Raw genomic sequence first — 17433 nt, forward strand, 5'->3', positions numbered from 1 at the left:
GGGTCGAACCTTAGGCCGATGAAGTGGCGGTGACCACAAAGTGTGAGGTTTACAACCGCTAACTGAGACGCGCCGTTAGGTTGACCGCCGTGAAGGTACGCACTCCGGCCGGACAGGTCTATCGGATCACCCGGCGCTGGGTCCCATGGCAGCGGAAGTCGCGCCGCCTGAGTCTCGACGCATTAGAGGTCCCTATCGGCGCGCCTTCCGGCGACGATCCGATCAGCATGATCCTCATGGTGGTCTGGCTAGTCATCGCGCTGCCGATCCTCGTCGTGGTCGTCGCAGTCATGCTGCTGACCAGCATCGAGCTCCTCCTCCTGCTCGCGATCCTCCCCTTCGCCATCGGCGCCCGGGTCGTCTTCGGCCGCCACTGGACCGTCGAGGTACGCCGCGCCTTCACCCCCATCCACGAGGAGCGCGCGGGCAACTGGACCGCCAGCGGCGTACGCATCACCGAGCTGGCGCGAGAGATCGAGTCGGGCAACGTCCCCGCGGACACCCTCGCCAAGCAGTCCTAGTCCCACCAGAGGCGCAGCAGCGGCAGGCCCGTGTAGACCAGCACCCAGACCGGCCAGAAGAAGCCGCGGCCGGTGAGGTGCCAGACCAGGACGGCGATCGCGCCGCAGATCAGGAACACCAGAAGATCGCGTACGAGACGAGGACCCGCCCCACCACGCGGGGCGGGATCCTCGCCCAAGTCATCGACCACCGCGGCGAGCTCGGCGGACCGGGCCGCACCCCACACCGTCTCGGCACGCGACTCCAGCTCGAGCGCGTCGATCCTCCCCGCGGCGTACGCCTCGACGAGCCGCGCCCGCGCGGCCTCGCGCTCGAGGTCACCGATCCTCGTCACAGCGCCTCCAGATCGAGCGCCCGGCCGGAGGCGTACAGGTCCTTGGGGCAGGTCGAGGCGGCGCAGTCCTGATAGCGGTCGGCGAGCCTCGCGAGCGCCTTGACGGTCTCTGCGACGGACGGGTCGGCGGCGAGGTTGTGCTGCTCATAGGGGTCCGAGGAGCGGTCGTAGACCTCGACCTGGCCGGTGTGCAGGCGGGCGTAGGTCCAGGAGCCGATCCGGACGCCGGACCACAGCTGCCTGCTCCCGTCGGTGACCCGCCAGCCGCTGATCGGGATGGCGCGGACCTGCTCGGGTGCGGTCAGCCACGGCATGATGTCGATCCCATCCGGCGCCCGAGGTGGCCGAGCCCCGGCCGCCGCGAGCAGGGTCGCGGCGAGATCCGGGTTGGTGACCGGGGTCCGCACCGTCCGGCCGCGCGGCACCCCGGGACCGCTCATCAGGACCGGGATCCGCAGCGACTCGTCGTAGTGCCACAGCTTGCCGTTGAGGTTGTGGTAGCCGTTCGAGAAGCCGTTGTCGGAGGTGAACACGACCAGCGTCCGCTTCAGCTCACCGCTCCGCTTGAGCGAGCCGATCAGCGAGGCGATGTTGCGATCCAGGCTGCGGATGGCCTCGAGGCGGCGCTGGTAGGCGATCCGGAGCGCGTCCTTCTTCCGCGGGTTGAACTTCCCACGCCCGGGCGAGCCCTTCGCATAGCCGGAGGTGTCCTCGGGAAAGAGGTTCGGCCGCGCCGGGATCTGCGCGTTGTCGTAGAACCCGCGGTCCTGGGTGTCGGGCACGGTCACCGACAGAGCGGCGTCGGTGCCCGGATAGACCTTCTTGGGATCACCGGGCCCCGACGGCGCGCCGTGGTGCGGCGCCACGTAGTTGACCCAGGTGAACCAGGGCTTCCCGCTCGGGCGTTCGGCCGCGATCCCGGCCTTCGCGTGATCGGTGATGACGGTCGAGGAGTAGCCCTTGGACTTGATGATCTCGCCGTTGACGTTGAACTTCGGCGACCGGAAGTTGTACGTCGACGGGTCGACGGTCGCGCGCCACTGGTCCCACCCGGGCGGCACCTCGCCACGGGTCGCACCCTCGCCGTAGCCGTTGAGGTACTTCCCCGCGAGGATCGTCGAGTAGCCCGCGTCCTGCAGCGAGGTGGCGACCGTCGAGGAGTCGTCGAAGGCCTGATACCCGCCGTACGGCCCCTCGATCGTGCGCGCACCGTGGTTGTGGGCGTACTGCCCGGTCAGCAGCGAGGCCCGCGCCGGCACGCAGATCGGCGTCGGCGCGATCCCGTCGGAGAAGGAGGCCCCGGTCCGCTCGACCAGCTTCCGCACCCGCGGCAGGTAGTCCATGTCCAGGGCGGAGAGGTCGTCGACCGTGACCATCAGCAGGTTCGGCTTCTCCGCGGGCCGTTCCAGAGCAGGCGTACGCGTCGGGGCCGCCGCCATGGCGGCCGGCTCGTGCACCAGGCCGGTCACCGCGAGGGCGCTCATCGCCACCGTCGCTACAGCCGCGCGCTTGCGACGCGTGAACAGGTTGCCGACCGGCATGACCAAGCACTCCCAAGTAAGACGAGTTATTTAGTCTACTTTAACTCCAATCGGTGACGAGCTGGTCACCAGGGAGAAAGACACCACGCCGGGGAGGTAGCGGTCGTCGCTGAACTCGAAGGTGCGGCCGTCGGCGAACCGCGCGGTGCGGACGACCCGCAGCAGCGGGCTGCCACGCCGTACGCCGAGCAGGCGGCCGTCCATGGCCGAGGCGGCGATCGCCTCGATCCGGTGCTCGGCATGTCCGAGGGCGACACCGAGCGCCTCCTCGACGACCTGGACGATCGAGGGAGCATCGGACGGCAGGGACTCGATGGCCCCGGCGAGCCAGCCGGGAAACACCGTGTGCTCGACCATCGCGGGTGATCCGTCGAGCGATCGGACCCGCACCACCCGCAGCACCGGGCTCCCCGGCCGCTCGCCGAGCTCGCGCGCCTCCACGGTCGTGGCGCGACCGCGCGACACGTCGACGAACCGGCCTCCTGGCCTCAGGCCGGAGGCCACGGCCCACTGCGCGAACGAACGCACCCCGAGGCTCTGCAGGCGCGTGGCGACGTGCGCGTACCAGCGCTGACCATGCAGGGAGACGAGACGAGTGTCGTTCTCCAGCCGCGCGAGCGCGCGTTCCACGGTTCCTCGCGCGACCCCGAACTCCCGCGCCAGGCAGGACACCGTGGGCAGCGGCCGCCCTGCCGGATACTCGCCGGCCCGGATCCGCGCCTCCAGCGTGGCCGCGACGGCCTGGTAGCGACGCGACGACCGCCAGGCCACGCCGACGGACTGCTCGGGCACCAGGCCCTCCCCCAGCATCAGCTCACCCGAGCCCGAGGACTCGCTGGACGAACCAGAAGAGGCCGACGACCGCCACAGCCGTGGCCGCGACGATGCCGAGCCACCAGCCGATCTGCGGCTGACGGCGACGCAGGACCAGGAGCACCGGGAAGACCAGCGCGACGATCACCAGCTGCACGGCCTCGATGCCGAGGTTGAAGACGAGGAGCGAGCCCAGCAGCCGCCACGAGAACGGTTCGTCGATCCCGAGGGCACCCGCGAAGCCCAGGCCGTGGATCAGACCGAACCCGAAGACCACGGCGAGCCGGACCTTCTCCCCCGACACCCGCGATCCGACAGTGCTCGGCTCAGCGTCGGTGGACACGGGTGTCGCCAGGGCGACGGCGCCCCCTCCGGCCGGAGCGGCCGGGCTCGAGGAGGGACCGACACGGCCCGCGGGCCGGACGAGAGGCGCCGATCCGGAGCCGGAACGTCCCTCGCACCACGAGCCCCACACGTGCCAGGCCGCCACGGCCGCGATCGACAGTGCGATCACGGGTTCGACGATCGAGGCCGGGACCGAGACGAGGCCGAGGCTCGCGAGGATGAAGGTCACCGAGTGGGCCGCAGTGAACGCGGTCGCGGCCAGCAGGATGTCGCGTGGACGGCGGGAGCCGACGATGAGCGCGACGAGGAAGAGGATGTGGTCGAGCCCGAAGAGCAGGTGCTCGGCGCCGAGGACGAAGAAGTCCAGCAGCCTGGACGGGGAGGACTCGTCCGTGGAGTAGGTCGGGTCCTCGGCGGAGAGGACCGCGCTGCCCGAGGCGTCCGACAGCGCGTAGTCGAGGATCGTCTCGGTGCTGCCCACGAACCCTTCCGACTCGGGGAACAGCTCGCTGGAGATCTCGTACGCGAAGTCGTCCGAGCCCGAGGCCCGTGGGCAGGTGTAGTCGAGCGCCACCACCACGTGGGGCACACCGTCGCGCTCGCTCGCCCGGAGCCCGTCCGCCGCAGCGGGCGTGCAGGGACCGCCGTCGGCGGCGACGCCGAACCTGTCGCCGAGGTAGCCGAGCACGGCGTCCAGGTGCTCCTCGATCAGCCCGAGGTCGGCGCCGGAAGTCTGGAAGGCGGCCTTGGCCCGGCTCTCCAGCTCGGGGTCGACCTCGGCCTTCGCCACCGACCTGACGAGGAGGACGTACTCCATCTCGAGCTCGGCCCTGACCACGCCGTCGGGGCGCTGGGTCAGCTCGGCATGGACCGTGGACGTGAAGCCGTGAGCCGAGGCCGGGACGGTCAGCAGGATCGGCGCCAGCGTCGCGAGCGCCGCGGCGAGGAGGCAGCGGATGCGGAGGGAAGCGGTCATGAGGATCCTCGATCGAGACGGGAGGTCAGGGCCCGCCCGGCAGGCGCCGGACGAGCCCTGACCCGGTTCAGCTGATCGGCTCGGTGTCGAGTCGAACGTGGTCGATGGCCCAGTACCAGTCGTTCATCGCGTTGAAGAGCCGGAAGTTGACCTTCATCGAGGTCGCGCCGGCCGGCACGTCGACCGGGAGGTTGACGGTCTTGTTCCCCTGGCTGAGGTCGGGGGTGTTGGCCGGAGTCCAGTGGACCAGCTGCACCTTCTGACCGGTGTCGAACTCGACGGTGACCTCGGCCTCCTGCGGCTCCTCCTCGCGGTAGTGGTTGTCCCACGCGAGGTAGAGACGCGAGGCGCCCGCCGGGATCGGCGCGCTGGGAGTGGTGAGCGTCGAGTCGAAGCGGCCGCGGCTCTCCGGGTCGTTGACGTCGTCCCACTCGTCAGGGTCGGCCACGGCCACGACGTTGCGGCCCAGGGTGAAGCCGCTGCGGTCCTGGTCGTCACCGTTCTGCCAGAACGCCTTGGTCATCAGCGACCAGCCGTTCATCTCCTTGGTGCCGGTGGGCATGTCCGCGGCGTTGGTGATCGTCCAGCCCGCCGGTGTCGTCTTCGTCCAGCCGAGGACGCTCGCGTTCGCCGGCCTGTTGTGCTCCACGCCGTACTGGAGCTGACCGGCCACCGACTCGAAGTCCTGGTAGATCAGGTAGTCGGCCGGGTCGACCGGAGGCGGCGGCGGAGCGGTCTTGAAGCTGGTCGAGATCGACCCACCCGCCTTGCCCCAGGTGTTGTACGGGGTGACCCGCACCTCGTACTCCGTATCGCCCTTCAGCCCCTGGATGGCGTGGCCGCGGGAGGCCGGCAGCGGGAGGATGTAGAAGCCCGACCACTGCTTGAAGTCGGCGACGCTCGCACCTGTGGCCTTATCAGTGACTTGGTAGCGGTAGAGGTGGACGATGTCCTGTACGTCGTTGGCTGCCGGCTTCGCCTGCGGGAAGGAGACCTGCGCGGTCTCCTCCTTGATGTCGGACACGGTCACCGCCGACCCGGCGGGCCACTTGGGCCCGGCGGTCTTCGCGGCACGGCGGTCGGTGTAGGGGAAGTTGCGCTGCGGGTTCTTGACCGCTTGCTCGACGTCCCAGGTCCAGGTCTGGTCGATCCACTCGCCGGCCTGCAGGTCGTAGTTCTTCACCTTGACGACGCTGCCTTCGACCTCGACGACCGCGGTCTGGGCATTGTCGCCCGCGTCGTTCGGCGTCGTGTCGTTGTCGACGCCGCTCTCCATCTCGAAGTACGCCAGCGGCGGGGCGTTGACGGTCGTGAAGCCGCCGTCCTGCCAGATCGAGGTCGAGATGTTGTTGGGCGTGTGGATGTGCCCGCCCCAGACGACCGCCTGGGGGAAGTTGTCGAAGACCGACTTGAACGTGTCGCCGCAGCCCTCCGAGAGACCTGCGCCGTACCACTCGTTCGAGACGTAGTGCGTGCACTTGAGGGGGTGGTGCACGAGCACGAACACCGGGCGGTCGGGGTGCTCGGCGGTGTCTGCGGCCAGGCGGGTGTGGAGCCAGTCGCGCGCGTAGGCGTAGTTGCCGGTGCTGCGCTGGGTCGGCCGGCCCGTCTCCTCGTCGAGCTCGCCGGCACCGGGCGAGACCGTGATGAAGTGGTAGCCGTTGATCAGGTAGTCGGCGTTGGGCCGCTGCCCGCCGGTCGACTGGGTGAAGAGGTCGTAGCCCGTCATGCCCGAGCCGACGTCGTGGTTGCCCAGGGCCGCCACCAGGGAGATGTCATCGGTGCCGTCACCGTTGTCGTCGAGGCGGCGGTCCAGGACGTCCTTCAGGCCGGCGTACTCGCCCGCGGTGGCGTTGTTCGTCAGGTCGCCGACGAACAGCGTCGCGTCGAGGTTCTCGGCGTGGTAGAGGTCGAACGCCTTGTCAAGGTCGCCCCACTCGTTGTGGATGTCGCCGATCGAACCGAAGGTCACCTGCGGCTGGTTGTCGTTGGCGGTGCGACGCTCTGCGGCGGCGCGGGCCTCCTCGACCTCGGCGTCGTCCCCGGCGACGACCTGGAACTCCTCGAAGTCAACGGTGCCGTTCTCACCGACGGCGGAGTAGCTGATCCGGTAGTCACCTGCGGTCTGCGGGGTGAACTCGTAGACCGGGTCCTTCGCGGAGCCGGTCGGGGAGATCTCCGCGGTGACGCCGTCGGGCGAGGTCACCGACACGACGTAGTCGCCGGTCCGGAACGTGCTGCTCTCCTCGGTCGGGACGGGCTCCGGGATGCGGAAGCTCTCGCCGACCGCGGCCTTGGACTTGGGGGCATCCTGCAACCGCACCTGCTCCGCGAGCAGCGCGAAGGCCGGGCCGTCGGCCTCGGCGCGTTCCTGGGCGACGACAGTGCCGCCGCCCGCGATCGCAACAGTCACGAGGCCGCCGGCAACAAGGCGCGCACCCCACGATCGTCTGATGGGAATCATCGGTCTCCTCGTCTCGGTCACGGTGCTCGGGCACCGGGAACTTGTCTGGACAAGTCCACCGGGACGAGGTGGCGCGTGACTGTCCGGCTGCAGCCCGAAACCACGGCAGACAGATGAAATATCCGTGACGCGATGCGGCAATCCGGCGCGGTTGCTACATCAGGGCCACCGCGGGAGCGGTTAGAGACCGTCGAGGTCGAGCGGCCGGTCGGCGGCGTACATCTTCTTGGGACAGCTGTCGCCGGCGCAGTCGCGGTACTTCTCGGTCAGATCGGCCAGCCGCGAGACCGTCTTGGCGTGGGCCGGGTCGTCGGCGAGATTCTTCATCTCGTACGGATCGTTGGTGCGGTCGTAGAGCTCGGCCTCACCGGTCGTCAGCTCGACGTAGGTCCACCGCCCCACGCGCACCCCGGACCAGAGCCGCGAGGTGCCGTCGGACGTCGGCCACGCCTCGATCGGGACGACGCGGGTCTGCTCGGGCGCACTCAGCCACGGCAGGATGTCGATGCCGTCGGGCTCGTGCGGATCGTCGGCGCCGGCCGCCGCGAGCAGCGTCGTGGCGATGTCCGGGTTGGTGAGCGTGGTCCCGACCTCGCGCCCCTTCGGTACGCCGGGCCCGCTCATCAGCACCGGGATCCGCAGCGACTCCTCGTAGTACCAGAGCTTGCCGTTGAAGTTGTGGTAGCCGCTCGAGAATCCGTTGTCGGAGGTGAACACGACCAGCGTGCGCGCCAGGTCGCCGCTCTTCTTGAGCCCACCGAGCAGGGAGGCGATGTTGCGGTCCAGGCTGCGCGCCGACTCGATCCGGCGCTGATAGGAGAGCCGGTAGGCGTCCTTCTCGATCTGGGAGGGGTTCTTCCGCGACGGGGACCCCTTCGGGAACTTCTTGCGCGCCTCCGGGAACAGGTTGGGCTGCTGCGGGATCGGCTTGTCGGCGTACTTGTCCCGGTCCTGCCTGTCCGGCACCGGTACGCCGATCGCGCCCTTGGTGCCCGGGAAGCGCTGCTTGGGGTCACCCTTCTCCGTCGGCCCACCGATGTGCGGTGCCACGTAGTTGACCCACTGGAACCACGGCTTCTCCTCGGCCCCGGCCTTCTTCTTGGCGTCTGTCAGCGCCGCCTTCGCCTGCTGGGTGATGACGGTGGTCGAGTAGCCCTCCGGCTTCACCAGGCGCCCGTTGACGTTGAACTTCGCACCCAGATAGTTGTAGGTCGAGGGGTCCACGGTCGCGCGCCACTCGTCCCAGCCCGGAGGCAGGTCGCGCTCGGTCCCCGCCTCGCCGTACTCGTTGAGGTACTTCCCGGTGAACACCGTCGAGTAGCCCGCCTCCTGCAACGAGGTGGCCAGGGTCGCGGAGTCGTCGAAGGACGGATAGCCACCCTCGGGGCCGTGGATGGTGTGGGCGCCGTGGTTGTGGGCGTACTGCCCCGAGAGCAGCGAGGCGCGGGCCGGCACGCAGATCGGCGTCGGCGCGACCGCGTCGGTGAAGGTGACACCGCTGTCCCCCACGAGCTTCTTCACGCTCGGCAGGTAGTCCATGTCGAGGGAGGAGAGATCGTCGACCGTGATCATCAGCAGGTTGGGCTTCTCGACCGGCATCTCGAAGGCCGGCGTCGCGGTCGCGGGCTGCTCAGAGACGCGCTCGGGCGACGGCTGCTGGGTCGGTGCCTGACCACAGCCAGCCAGCCCCATGACTCCGCCGACGACTCCAGCCACCGCGAGTGCTGCTGCCGAAAGCGTCCAGACCCGTCTGGATACCGCCACTGATTGTCCTCATCACGCTGGTCGTCTACTGGTCGTGCCGATGGTTCATCCCAGGTCAACGCACACGTCGCGCTCTCGCCATCCCCGGGCAGGACGCTGGTCCTATGAAGATGGCGCTGGTCACCGAGAGCTTCTTTCCTACCATCGATGGTGTCACAACCACGGTGAAGGCCATCGCCGACCGCATGATCGAGTCCGGCCACGAGGTGCGGTTCATCGCGCCCGGCCCCGGACTCTCGGTCTACCGCAACAGCCGGGTCGTCCGGGTCTCGCCGATCGCCAAGACCGGTCGCCAGGTACGCAACGCGCTGGAGTCCTTCGAGCCGGACGTCGTGGTCACCTTCGACCCGGGCCGCCTGGGCCGCAAGGCGCTGTCGTCCCCGACCGCGGCCGCCGCGACCACGCTGGTCGTCCAGCAGTCCCCTCTCTCCCCGAAGGCGGCGCTCACCTGGAGCACCTCGATCGCCGCGTACGCCGATGAGATCTTTGTCACAAGCGAATATCTGCGCCGCATGCTCGCGGCGATCGACGTCGCCGCCGAGGTGTGGGAGCCGGGGGTCGACACGGCCGCCTTCTCGCCCAGTCTGCGCGACGACTGGCTCCACCGCCGCTGGTCCAAGGCGAAGTCTCGGCCCACCCCGCTGGTCGTGGTCGGCTACGCCGGCAACCTCGCCAAGAGCCATGGCGTACGCCGCCTCGCCGAGCTCACCGCGGTGCCCGGGATCCGCCTCGTCATCATCGGCGACGGACCCCAGCGCGGCTGGCTCAAGCAGCGGGTCCCGCAGGCGAAGCTGACCGGCCCGCTGGGCACCGGCGACCTGGCCATCGCCCTGGCGTCGCTCGACGTTCTCGTCCACCCCGGCGAGGAGGAGGGATGTGGCCACATCCTGCGTGAGGCCGCGGCCAGCGCCCTCCCGGTGGTCGCCCCGCGCGCCGGTGCGGCCGCCGAGATCGTCCAGCACATGGAGACCGGCTTACTCTACAACCCGGCCCGCGCTCGCGAGCTCGCCGACGCGGTCGCCTCGGTGGTCTCCGACCCCCGGCGGCACCTGCTCGGTGACCGCGGCCGGGAGCTGGTCGCGACCCGTCCGTGGACCGATGCGGTCGACGAGCTGCTGGCCCGCCTGGTCGCGCTGAGCGAGGATCGGTCCTCACAATCTCACGCCATCGCCTCGGAGAATGCACACCCTGCTGTTAGGCTTGCCTAACCCGTCACCCCGATACTCGCCAGTAACCCCGCCCGCCCACGCAGCGACGAAAATGTCACATACTCCCTGCGTACAAGTTCGGGTATGAGGGGTAGTAGCGTGCGTGCCGTGGCAACCACGACTCTGATCAAAGGCGCGCGGTCGACGCGCTCGACGATCGCCCTGAAGCTCCTTATGGCGGCCAGCGGCATCGTCTTCATCCTGTTTGTGCTGGTGCACATGTACGGCAACCTCAAAGCCTTCAGCGGCGAGATGGCCTACAACGAGTACGCCGAGCACCTGCGTACGTTCGGGGAGCCGTACCTTCCGTACGGCGGTCTCCTCTGGATCCTCCGGGTGGTGCTCCTGGGCTCGCTGATCGCGCACGTCGGCGCCGCGGTGGCGCTCTCCATGCGTGCGCACGCTCAGCGGCCCGTCAAGTACGCGGTGAAGAAGAACAAGGCTTCGTCGCTCTCCTCGCGCACCATGCGCTGGGGCGGCGTGACCCTGCTCGTCTTCATCATCTGGCACCTGCTCCACTTCACCATCGCGAAGATCAACGTGGGCACGGGCGGGCAGGCTGCGGAGATCACCGAGAACCCCTACCGGCTCCTGGTGAACTCCTTCCTGCCGGAGCAGTGGTGGATGGTCGCCATCTACCTCTTCGCGATGCTCGCGCTCGCGTTCCACCTGCACCACGGCACCTTCAGCGCCATCCAGACGCTCGGGTTCACCAACACCGCTGAGTCGCGTGCCAGGGCCCGCGTCGCCGGCTGGGTCGTCGCGATCGTGATCGCCGGCGGCTTCTCGCTGGTCCCCCTGTTCACCGTCTTCGGCGTCATCTCGTAAGGACATCTGACACATGGCTGCTGGAACCCACTACCTGTCCGGCCTCACTCCGACCAACGAGGCACCGGTCCAGAAATCCGACGACGCCGCGGGCTACTACGTGCTCGGCGACAAGCTGGTCGACCCGAAGGCTCCGACCGGTCCGATCGCGGAGCGCTGGACGACCCGCAAGTTCGAGAACCGCCTGGTCAACCCGGCCAACCGCCGCAAGCTGTCGATCATCATCGTCGGCACCGGCCTGGCCGGCGGCGCCGCTGCCGCCACGCTCGGCGAGGCCGGCTACAACGTGAAGTCGTTCTGCTACCAGGACTCCCCGCGTCGCGCCCACTCGATCGCCGCCCAGGGCGGCATCAACGCCGCCAAGAACTACAAGGGCGACGGCGACTCGGCCTACCGGCTCTTCTACGACACGGTCAAGGGCGGCGACTACCGCGCCCGCGAGTCCAACGTCTACCGCCTCGCCGAGGAGTCGGTGAACATCATCGACCAGTGCGTGGCCCAGGGCGTGCCCTTCGCCCGCGAGTACGGCGGTCTGCTCGACAACCGCTCCTTCGGTGGCGTGCAGGTGTCGCGTACGTTCTACGCTCGCGGCCAGACGGGGCAGCAGCTCCTCATCGGCGCCTACCAGGCCATGGAGCGCCAGGTCGCCGCCGGCACCGTGGAGCAGTTCACGCGTCACGAGATGCTCGAGCTGATCGTCGCCGACGGCAAGGCCCGCGGCATCATCGCCCGCGACATGGTCACCGGCGAGATCGAGACCCACCTGGCCGACGTGGTCGTGCTCGCCACCGGCGGCTACGGCAACGTCTTCTACCTCTCGACCAACGCGATGGGGTCCAACGTCACCGCCACGTGGCGTGCGCACCGCAAGGGCGCCTACATGGCCAACCCCTGCTACACGCAGATCCACCCGACCTGCATCCCGGTGACCGGCGCCCACCAGTCGAAGCTGACCCTGATGTCGGAGTCGCTGCGTAACGACGGCCGCATCTGGGTGCCCAAGAACGCCGAGGACTGCGCCAAGGACCCGCGCGAGATCCCCGAGGAGGACCGCGACTACTTCCTGGAGCGGATCTACCCCTCCTTCGGAAACCTGGTCCCCCGCGACATCGCCTCGCGTGCCGCGAAGTACATGTGCGACGAGGGCCGCGGTGTCGGTCCGGAGGTCGAGGAGACCCAGCCCGACGGCACGGTGAAGAAGTTCCGCCGCGGCGTCTACCTCGACCTGGGTGCCGCGATCGAGCGCCTCGGCAAGGCCGCGATCGAGGAGAAGTACGACAACCTCCTCGACATGTACGAGCGGATCACGGGTGAGAACCCCTACGAGCTGCCGATGCGCATCTACCCCGCCGTCCACTACGTCATGGGCGGCCTGTGGGTCGACTACGAGCTCTCGACCAACATCGAGGGTCTCTACTGCACCGGTGAGGCCAACTTCTCCGACCACGGCGCGAACCGCCTCGGCGCCTCGGCGCTGATGCAGGGTCTGGCCGACGGCTACTTCGTGCTCCCGAACACCATCCGCGAGTACCTCGCCGACGGCCCGTTCGAGCCCATCTCCGAGGAGCACCCGGCGGTCGTCGAGGCGAAGCAGTCGGTCCAGGAGCGGATCGACAAGTTCATGTCGATCAACGGCTCCCGCTCGGTCGAGTCGATCCACAAGGAGCTCGGCCTGATCATGTGGGAGTACTGCGGCATGGAGCGGACCGAGGAGGGCCTCAAGAAGGCCATCGGCCTGATCCGCGAGCTCAAGAAGGAGTTCTGGACCAACGTCAAGGTCCTCGGCTCGGCCGACTCCCTCAACCAGGACCTCGAGAAGGCCGGCCGTGTCGCCGACTTCATCGAGCTCGGTGAGCTCATGTGCATCGACGCGCTCAACCGGCGCGAGTCCTGCGGCGGCCACTTCCGAGGCGAGTCGCAGACCGAGGACGGCGAGGCGATGCGTCACGACGACGAGTTCGCCTACGTCGCGGCCTGGGAGTTCGGTGGCGAGGACGGCGCCCCGATCCTCCACAAGGAGGACCTGATTTACACCGCCATCGAGATGAAGCAGAGGTCGTACAAGTGAAGCTCACCCTCAAGATCTGGCGGCAGGCCGACGCGTCCGAGAAGGGTGCGCTCAAGACGTACGAGCTGGACGGCGTCTCGCAGGACATGTCCTTCCTTGAGATGCTCGACCTGCTCAACGAGCAGCTCCTGCACAACGACGAGGAGCCGGTCGCATTCGACTCGGACTGTCGCGAGGGCATCTGCGGCATGTGTTCGCTGATGATCAACGGCGAGGCGCACGGCCCGGAGGTCACCACGACCTGCCAGCTGCACATGCGCTCCTTCAACGACGGTGACACCATCACCATCGAGCCGTGGCGCGCCTCGTCCTTCCCGATCGTCAAGGACCTGATCGTCGACCGCTCCGCGTTCGACCGGATCATCCAGAACGGCGGCTACATCTCGGCCAACACCGGCTCGGCCCCGGAGGCCAACTCGGTGCCGGCCCCGCGCGACAAGGCCATGCGGGCGTTCAACACGGCCACCTGCATCGGCTGCGGCGCGTGCGTCGCCGCCTGCCCCAACGGCTCCGCCTCACTGTTCCTCGGCGCGAAGATCACCCACCTCGGTGAGCTGCCGCAGGGCCAGCCGGAGCGCTACTCCCGCGTGCAGTCCATGGTCGGCCAGCACGACGCCGAGGGCTTCGGTGGCTGCACCAACATCGGTGAGTGCGCCTCCGCGTGCCCCAAGGAGATCCCGCTCGACGTGATCTCCCAGCTCAACAAGGACCTGCGCAAGTCGCTGATCCTCGGCTGACCGTCTGGGTTCCAACCGAAGGGCCGCCCTCCCGCGTGAGGGCGGCCCTTCGTCGTCACTGAGCATCGGTGTGGACAGGATCAGTACCGTCGCGCACCAAGCGCGTTGCGAAGCTCTTCATCCAGGTCTTCGATCTCAACGACTCGAGATGCAGGTAGCAGGCGCTCGATCCCGAGCATCCAGGCCAGCTGGCCGAACATCGCCGTCACACCAATGAACGCGAGTACGAAGAGCCAATCGATCAACTTGTCCCGGCCAAGCGCCGTGCCGATCGTGGACATAGTCACCCCGAGTCCCACAACTGGTAATGCCGCGAAGACCATGGACTGCAAATTCAGCGTGCCCCAACCGATGTGGCCGACCAGTCGACACCCACGTCCATACGGCTCGATGCGCGCCTTGAACACCGGATGATGGCTGCCGTACCGCCCGGTCTCGATGATTCGCGCAGAGACGCGGTGGCCCCTGCGCCGGATCCGCAGTCCAGCGGACCACCACGATCCAATCCGCTGCCCGTCGAGGACCTCGATGACCTCGTCAACCCGCCTTCCCCTGATCAAGAGGCTGTGCGGGCTCCTCCAGGCAAAGACTGCGGGACGCTCTTCATGGGGTTTCGTCGCTGAGGTCATCTCATGCCGAAGGATATCGACGGCGACATGTTCAGGTGCACCGATTGCCCCCGCTGCGGCCGCCCCCTGATGTTGAACCGGGATCAGACAGGCGAGCGAGCCGGTGAACCACGTTCTGACGTCAAGGTATGCAGCAAAAGGGACACATCCCGTGCGGAGCTCCGCATGGGATGTGTCCCTTCGCCTGCATACCTTGCTGGAGGAACCAGCTCAGACGACCGTGAGCTTGACCTCGATGTTGCCGCGGGTGGCGTTGGAGTAGGGGCAGACCTGGTGGGCCTGCTCGGCGAGCTGCTGGGCGGTCGCGGCGTCGGCTCCGGGGATGGTCACCTCGAGCTGTACGGCGAGGCCGAAGCCGCCCTGGCCGTTCTCACCGATGCTCACGTCGGCGACGACCTCGGAGTCGGTCATGTCGACCTTGGCCTTGCCTGCGACGAGCTTGAGCGCCGAGTGGAAGCAGGCGGCGTAGCCGGCGGCGAAGAGCTGCTCGGGGTTGGTGGCACCGCCGGCGCCACCCATCTCCTTGGGGATGCGGACGTCGGCGTCGATGAGGCCGTCGGAGGACTGGACGTGGCCGTTACGGGCGTCGCCGGTGCTGACTGCGGTGGCTGTGTAGATCGGTGTCATGTGCACAACTATATTGCGCACAACTTAATAGCGCAAGGGAGTAGACTGATTGATGTGTCCGGACGTACCTATCCGCAGCTCTCGCTCGACCTTCAGCTCTGCTTCCCGCTGTACGCAGCGACCAGGGCCGTCACGAAGCGCTATGTGACGCTGCTCAAGGGGACCGGGCTGACCTATCCGCAGTATCTGGTGATGCTGGTGCTCTGGGAGAGCGAGGAGCCGCTCTCGGTGACCTCCCTCGGCCAGCGGCTGCGGCTCGACTCGGGCACCCTGACGCCGCTGCTCAAGCGGCTCGAGACCGCTGGGCTGGTGCGGCGCGACCGCGACCCCAGCGACGAGCGCCGGGTGCTGGTCAGCCTGACCGAGGACGGCCAGGCCCTGGAGGAGCAGGTCTCCGGCGTGCCGCAGGAGCTCGGTGCGTCGATGGGGATCACTCGTGACGAGGCGCTCGCGCTGCGCGATCAGCTCACCGAGCTGGTCGACCACCTCGACACGGCCGAGTCCCCCTGAGGGCTACCCCCTGGTCAGCAGCCGCTGCACGCCCAGTTTGATCAGCAGGCCGCCGAGGAGAACATCGACGACCACAAGCACGGCGTGGGCGATGTAGTAGGGCTTCGGACGGGTCTGCTCCGGGTCCTTGGCGGTCTTGACGAGGTTGCGGCCGAAGTTGGTCCAGATCGCGATCGTCCAGACCCCGATGACCAGGAGGAGCGCGCCGTCAGTCTTCTCGAGCTTCATGGGTACGACTCTCTCATCCGTCGGCCAAGGCCCGATCGTCAGCAGCCCGAATATCGGGCGATCACGTCGATGCAGCGTCGGAACTGGTCGGGCGTGGCCGGATTTCTCCAGGCGAGCATCTCGAGAATCCAGTCGATAGCGAAGGCTGGCGTGAGACCCGCCTCCGAGGACTCGGGATCGGCGACTCGGGCGTAACCCTCACGAAGCAGATCCAAGCGGTCCGCGAAAGGCGTACCAGCCGACACCTCCCAGCGACCGACGTCGAAGGCCGGCGTGGCGGGCCCGGCGAACTCCCAGTCGATCACGCCGACGATCTCTCCTTCGTGGATCAGGAGGTTTCCGGGCATGAAGTCGCCTTGGGCGAGCACGAACGAGACGGTGGGACGGCTCGTGATCTCTTGGCGTAGGAAGTCAGCACCACGTTCGAGAACAGCGGCAGCAGTCGGGTCGAGTGTCTGTGCCACGATGCGCGCGATCCTGCTGACCTCACGCTCTTCGGGCCAGCGCAGCTCGTGACGTACGCCGCGATCGAGGTCCGGCTCCACGCTGTGAACCAGTGCCATCAGCTCACCGGCGCCGATGATGCAGCGCTCGAGATCTGCTGCGGACAGCTGACCGACGAGGTCCTCGAGCGACCGCCCCGGTAGATGCTGCTGAACCGAGAACGAGAGCACCTCGTCGTCGTCATCGAGATGCTCCAGGCCGAGGATCTCCGGCGTGGGCACACCGACCGCACGCGCCCGCTCCATCAGGTACGCCTCGTCGACGAACCACGGCGTCGGGTGCCGTGCGATCCGGACGACCACTGCGACATCCCCGCCAAGATCGGCGCGGTATGTCTCGTTCATCCCGCCGCCGGCAAGGGGCGCGAGCCGCTCGACGTCGCGCCCGCAGATCGATCGCACCACCGAGTCGATGACCGGGCGAGGCGTTGCGACCATCAGTTCGGTTCGGCCGGGGTCGCCCTCACGTGGGCATTGCAGGCGGCGTACAGGATCACCATCGAGGTGTAGTGGATCCAGACGACCAGGATGAGGGCGATGCCGAAGGCCTGGAAGGCGGGCTGCCCCTGGGTGGCCTCGAGCAGCAGGGTCGAGGCCTGCTTGAGGATCTCGAACCCGATCGCGCCGAGCACGGCGCCGGCCCACAGAGGCGCCTTCGGGGTGTCGTTCTGGGGAGCCAGGTGGAACATCGCGAAGAAGAGCACGGTGTTGGCCGCGAGGCCGAGCACCAGGGTGAGGAGGACGATCAACCAGCCGAAGCCTTCGCCGAGACCGATCCACTCCAGGACGTTGACCGAGAAGGTGCGTACGAGGCCGGTGAACGCCACCGCCACCAGCAGGATCAGGCCGAGCACGATCAGTGCGACCAGGTCGCGGGCCTTGGCCGCCAGGAACCCCGGCTGCTCCTCGTCGGGCACCAGGAAGACCGCCTCGAGCGCCTTGCGCAGCCCGTCGATGAAGCCGAGCCCGGCGTAGAGCAGACCGATGACACCGATGATCCCGACGGTGCCGGCCGCACTCTCGATGTCGGAGATCTTCAATTGCCCGGCCTCGTCGCCGACCAGCCCGGGCAGGACCTGGTCGATCGCCTCGACGAGGTCGCTCTCCGCTCCGGAGTAGACCTTGGCGATCTGGCCGACCGCGAAGAACGCGAGCGCGAGGATCGGGAAGGTCGACAAGAAGCCGAAGTAGGTGATCGCGCCGGCCTGCTGGGCGGCGCCCACGTCGCCGTAGTGCTCCTGGGTGCGGATCACCCGGTCCAGCGCCGGGAAGCGCGCACGCAGCTCGGCGATCTTTGCCTTGACCTTTTCCTTCATCCCGAGGTCCCCATCCGTCT

The 17433-nt window shown here is 68.1% G+C and carries 17 protein-coding genes; 6 read left to right on the forward strand and 11 right to left on the reverse strand.

Annotated features, from left to right (window positions below):
- Positions 1-89: 89 nt before the first annotated feature.
- Positions 90-521, forward strand: coding sequence for a hypothetical protein (locus AB0F44_RS20630; RefSeq protein WP_357358553.1), 432 nt, complete (start codon positions 90-92; stop codon positions 519-521).
- Here the strand turns inward: AB0F44_RS20630 and AB0F44_RS20635 are convergent.
- From AB0F44_RS20635 to AB0F44_RS20660, 6 genes are all read right to left on the reverse strand, one after another.
- A complete protein-coding gene (locus AB0F44_RS20635) occupies positions 518-856 on the reverse strand; it encodes a DUF1707 domain-containing protein (protein WP_357358555.1) in 339 nt (112 codons plus the stop codon). The genes AB0F44_RS20630 and AB0F44_RS20635 overlap by 4 nt on opposite strands.
- The gene (locus tag AB0F44_RS20640) at positions 853-2397 is read right to left on the reverse strand and encodes a sulfatase-like hydrolase/transferase (RefSeq protein ID WP_357358556.1); all 1545 of its coding nucleotides are present in this window, start codon (positions 2395-2397) and stop codon (positions 853-855) included. The genes AB0F44_RS20635 and AB0F44_RS20640 overlap by 4 nt, the downstream gene beginning before the upstream one ends.
- A gap of 30 nt (positions 2398-2427) precedes the next feature.
- Positions 2428-3189 carry a GntR family transcriptional regulator gene (locus AB0F44_RS20645; RefSeq protein WP_357358558.1) on the reverse strand — a complete coding sequence of 254 codons (762 nt, stop codon included), beginning with the start codon at positions 3187-3189 and terminating at the stop codon, positions 2428-2430.
- Positions 3190-3211: 22 nt separating this feature from the next.
- Positions 3212-4531, reverse strand: coding sequence for a HupE/UreJ family protein (locus AB0F44_RS20650; protein WP_357358560.1), 1320 nt, complete (start codon positions 4529-4531; stop codon positions 3212-3214).
- Between the two features lie 67 nt (positions 4532-4598).
- Complete coding sequence (locus tag AB0F44_RS20655; protein ID WP_357358561.1) at positions 4599-6944, reverse strand: hypothetical protein; 2346 nt, start codon at positions 6942-6944, stop codon at positions 4599-4601.
- A gap of 231 nt (positions 6945-7175) precedes the next feature.
- Positions 7176-8759: a sulfatase-like hydrolase/transferase gene (locus AB0F44_RS20660; protein ID WP_357358563.1), complete on the reverse strand. Its 1584-nt coding sequence runs from the start codon at positions 8757-8759 to the stop codon at positions 7176-7178.
- A 104-nt stretch (positions 8760-8863) separates the two neighbouring features.
- Here AB0F44_RS20660 and AB0F44_RS20665 point away from each other — a divergent pair, with 104 nt between their 5' ends.
- The 4 genes from AB0F44_RS20665 to AB0F44_RS20680 all read left to right on the forward strand — a co-directional run bounded on the left by AB0F44_RS20665 (position 8864) and on the right by AB0F44_RS20680 (position 13600).
- Positions 8864-9967, forward strand: a complete 1104-nt coding sequence (locus AB0F44_RS20665; protein WP_357358565.1) for a glycosyltransferase — start codon at positions 8864-8866, stop codon at positions 9965-9967.
- A 108-nt stretch (positions 9968-10075) separates the two neighbouring features.
- On the forward strand, positions 10076-10795 hold the full coding sequence (locus AB0F44_RS20670; protein WP_357358567.1) for a succinate dehydrogenase cytochrome b subunit: 720 nt from the start codon (positions 10076-10078) through the stop codon (positions 10793-10795).
- 13 nt (positions 10796-10808) lie between these two features.
- Positions 10809-12863, forward strand: coding sequence for a fumarate reductase/succinate dehydrogenase flavoprotein subunit (locus AB0F44_RS20675; protein WP_357358569.1), 2055 nt, complete (start codon positions 10809-10811; stop codon positions 12861-12863).
- Positions 12860-13600, forward strand: coding sequence for a succinate dehydrogenase/fumarate reductase iron-sulfur subunit (locus AB0F44_RS20680; RefSeq protein ID WP_350665740.1), 741 nt, complete (start codon positions 12860-12862; stop codon positions 13598-13600). The genes AB0F44_RS20675 and AB0F44_RS20680 overlap by 4 nt, the downstream gene beginning before the upstream one ends.
- 80 nt (positions 13601-13680) lie before the next feature.
- Here the strand turns inward: AB0F44_RS20680 and AB0F44_RS20685 are convergent, their stop codons facing one another.
- Both AB0F44_RS20685 and AB0F44_RS20690 read right to left on the reverse strand, forming a co-directional pair.
- Positions 13681-14229, reverse strand: a complete 549-nt coding sequence (locus AB0F44_RS20685; protein ID WP_357358571.1) for a hypothetical protein — start codon at positions 14227-14229, stop codon at positions 13681-13683.
- A gap of 210 nt (positions 14230-14439) precedes the next feature.
- Positions 14440-14856, reverse strand: coding sequence for an organic hydroperoxide resistance protein (locus AB0F44_RS20690; RefSeq protein WP_355019696.1), 417 nt, complete (start codon positions 14854-14856; stop codon positions 14440-14442).
- Positions 14857-14910: 54 nt separating this feature from the next.
- On the opposite strand from AB0F44_RS20690, the gene AB0F44_RS20695 reads away from it, so the two are divergent.
- A complete protein-coding gene (locus tag AB0F44_RS20695) occupies positions 14911-15366 on the forward strand; it encodes a MarR family transcriptional regulator (RefSeq protein ID WP_357358573.1) in 456 nt (151 codons plus the stop codon).
- A 3-nt stretch (positions 15367-15369) separates the two neighbouring features.
- Here AB0F44_RS20695 and AB0F44_RS20700 read toward each other — a convergent pair whose 3' ends face one another.
- The 3 genes from AB0F44_RS20700 to AB0F44_RS20710 are packed head-to-tail and all read right to left on the reverse strand — an operon-like array spanning position 15370 to position 17413.
- Positions 15370-15594, reverse strand: coding sequence for an SCO4848 family membrane protein (locus AB0F44_RS20700; protein ID WP_091052819.1), 225 nt, complete (start codon positions 15592-15594; stop codon positions 15370-15372).
- Between the two features lie 38 nt (positions 15595-15632).
- Positions 15633-16535 (reverse strand): phosphotransferase, encoded by a 903-nt coding sequence (locus AB0F44_RS20705; protein ID WP_357358575.1) that lies wholly within the window; start codon positions 16533-16535, stop codon positions 15633-15635.
- Complete coding sequence (locus AB0F44_RS20710; RefSeq protein ID WP_357358577.1) at positions 16535-17413, reverse strand: YihY/virulence factor BrkB family protein; 879 nt, start codon at positions 17411-17413, stop codon at positions 16535-16537. The genes AB0F44_RS20705 and AB0F44_RS20710 overlap by 1 nt, the downstream gene beginning before the upstream one ends.
- Positions 17414-17433: the final 20 nt, after the last annotated feature.

The organism is Nocardioides sp. NPDC023903 (genome assembly GCF_040639295.1).
Lineage (GTDB): Bacteria > Actinomycetota > Actinomycetes > Propionibacteriales > Nocardioidaceae > Nocardioides.

Excerpts from the sequence above, each read along its gene's own strand:
- AB0F44_RS20710 (WP_357358577.1), bottom strand. The coding sequence starts at position 17,413 with ATGAAGGAAAAGGTCAAGGCAAAGATCGCCGAGCTGCGTGCGCGCTTC.
- AB0F44_RS20705 (WP_357358575.1), bottom strand. The coding sequence starts at position 16,535 with ATGGTCGCAACGCCTCGCCCGGTCATCGACTCGGTGGTGCGATCGATC.
- AB0F44_RS20640 (WP_357358556.1), bottom strand. The coding sequence starts at position 2,397 with ATGCCGGTCGGCAACCTGTTCACGCGTCGCAAGCGCGCGGCTGTAGCG.
- AB0F44_RS20685 (WP_357358571.1), bottom strand. The coding sequence starts at position 14,229 with ATGACCTCAGCGACGAAACCCCATGAAGAGCGTCCCGCAGTCTTTGCC.
- AB0F44_RS20700 (WP_091052819.1), bottom strand. The coding sequence starts at position 15,594 with ATGAAGCTCGAGAAGACTGACGGCGCGCTCCTCCTGGTCATCGGGGTC.
- AB0F44_RS20665 (WP_357358565.1), top strand. The coding sequence starts at position 8,864 with ATGAAGATGGCGCTGGTCACCGAGAGCTTCTTTCCTACCATCGATGGT.
- AB0F44_RS20675 (WP_357358569.1), top strand. The coding sequence starts at position 10,809 with ATGGCTGCTGGAACCCACTACCTGTCCGGCCTCACTCCGACCAACGAG.
- AB0F44_RS20650 (WP_357358560.1), bottom strand. The coding sequence starts at position 4,531 with ATGACCGCTTCCCTCCGCATCCGCTGCCTCCTCGCCGCGGCGCTCGCG.
- AB0F44_RS20690 (WP_355019696.1), bottom strand. The coding sequence starts at position 14,856 with ATGACACCGATCTACACAGCCACCGCAGTCAGCACCGGCGACGCCCGT.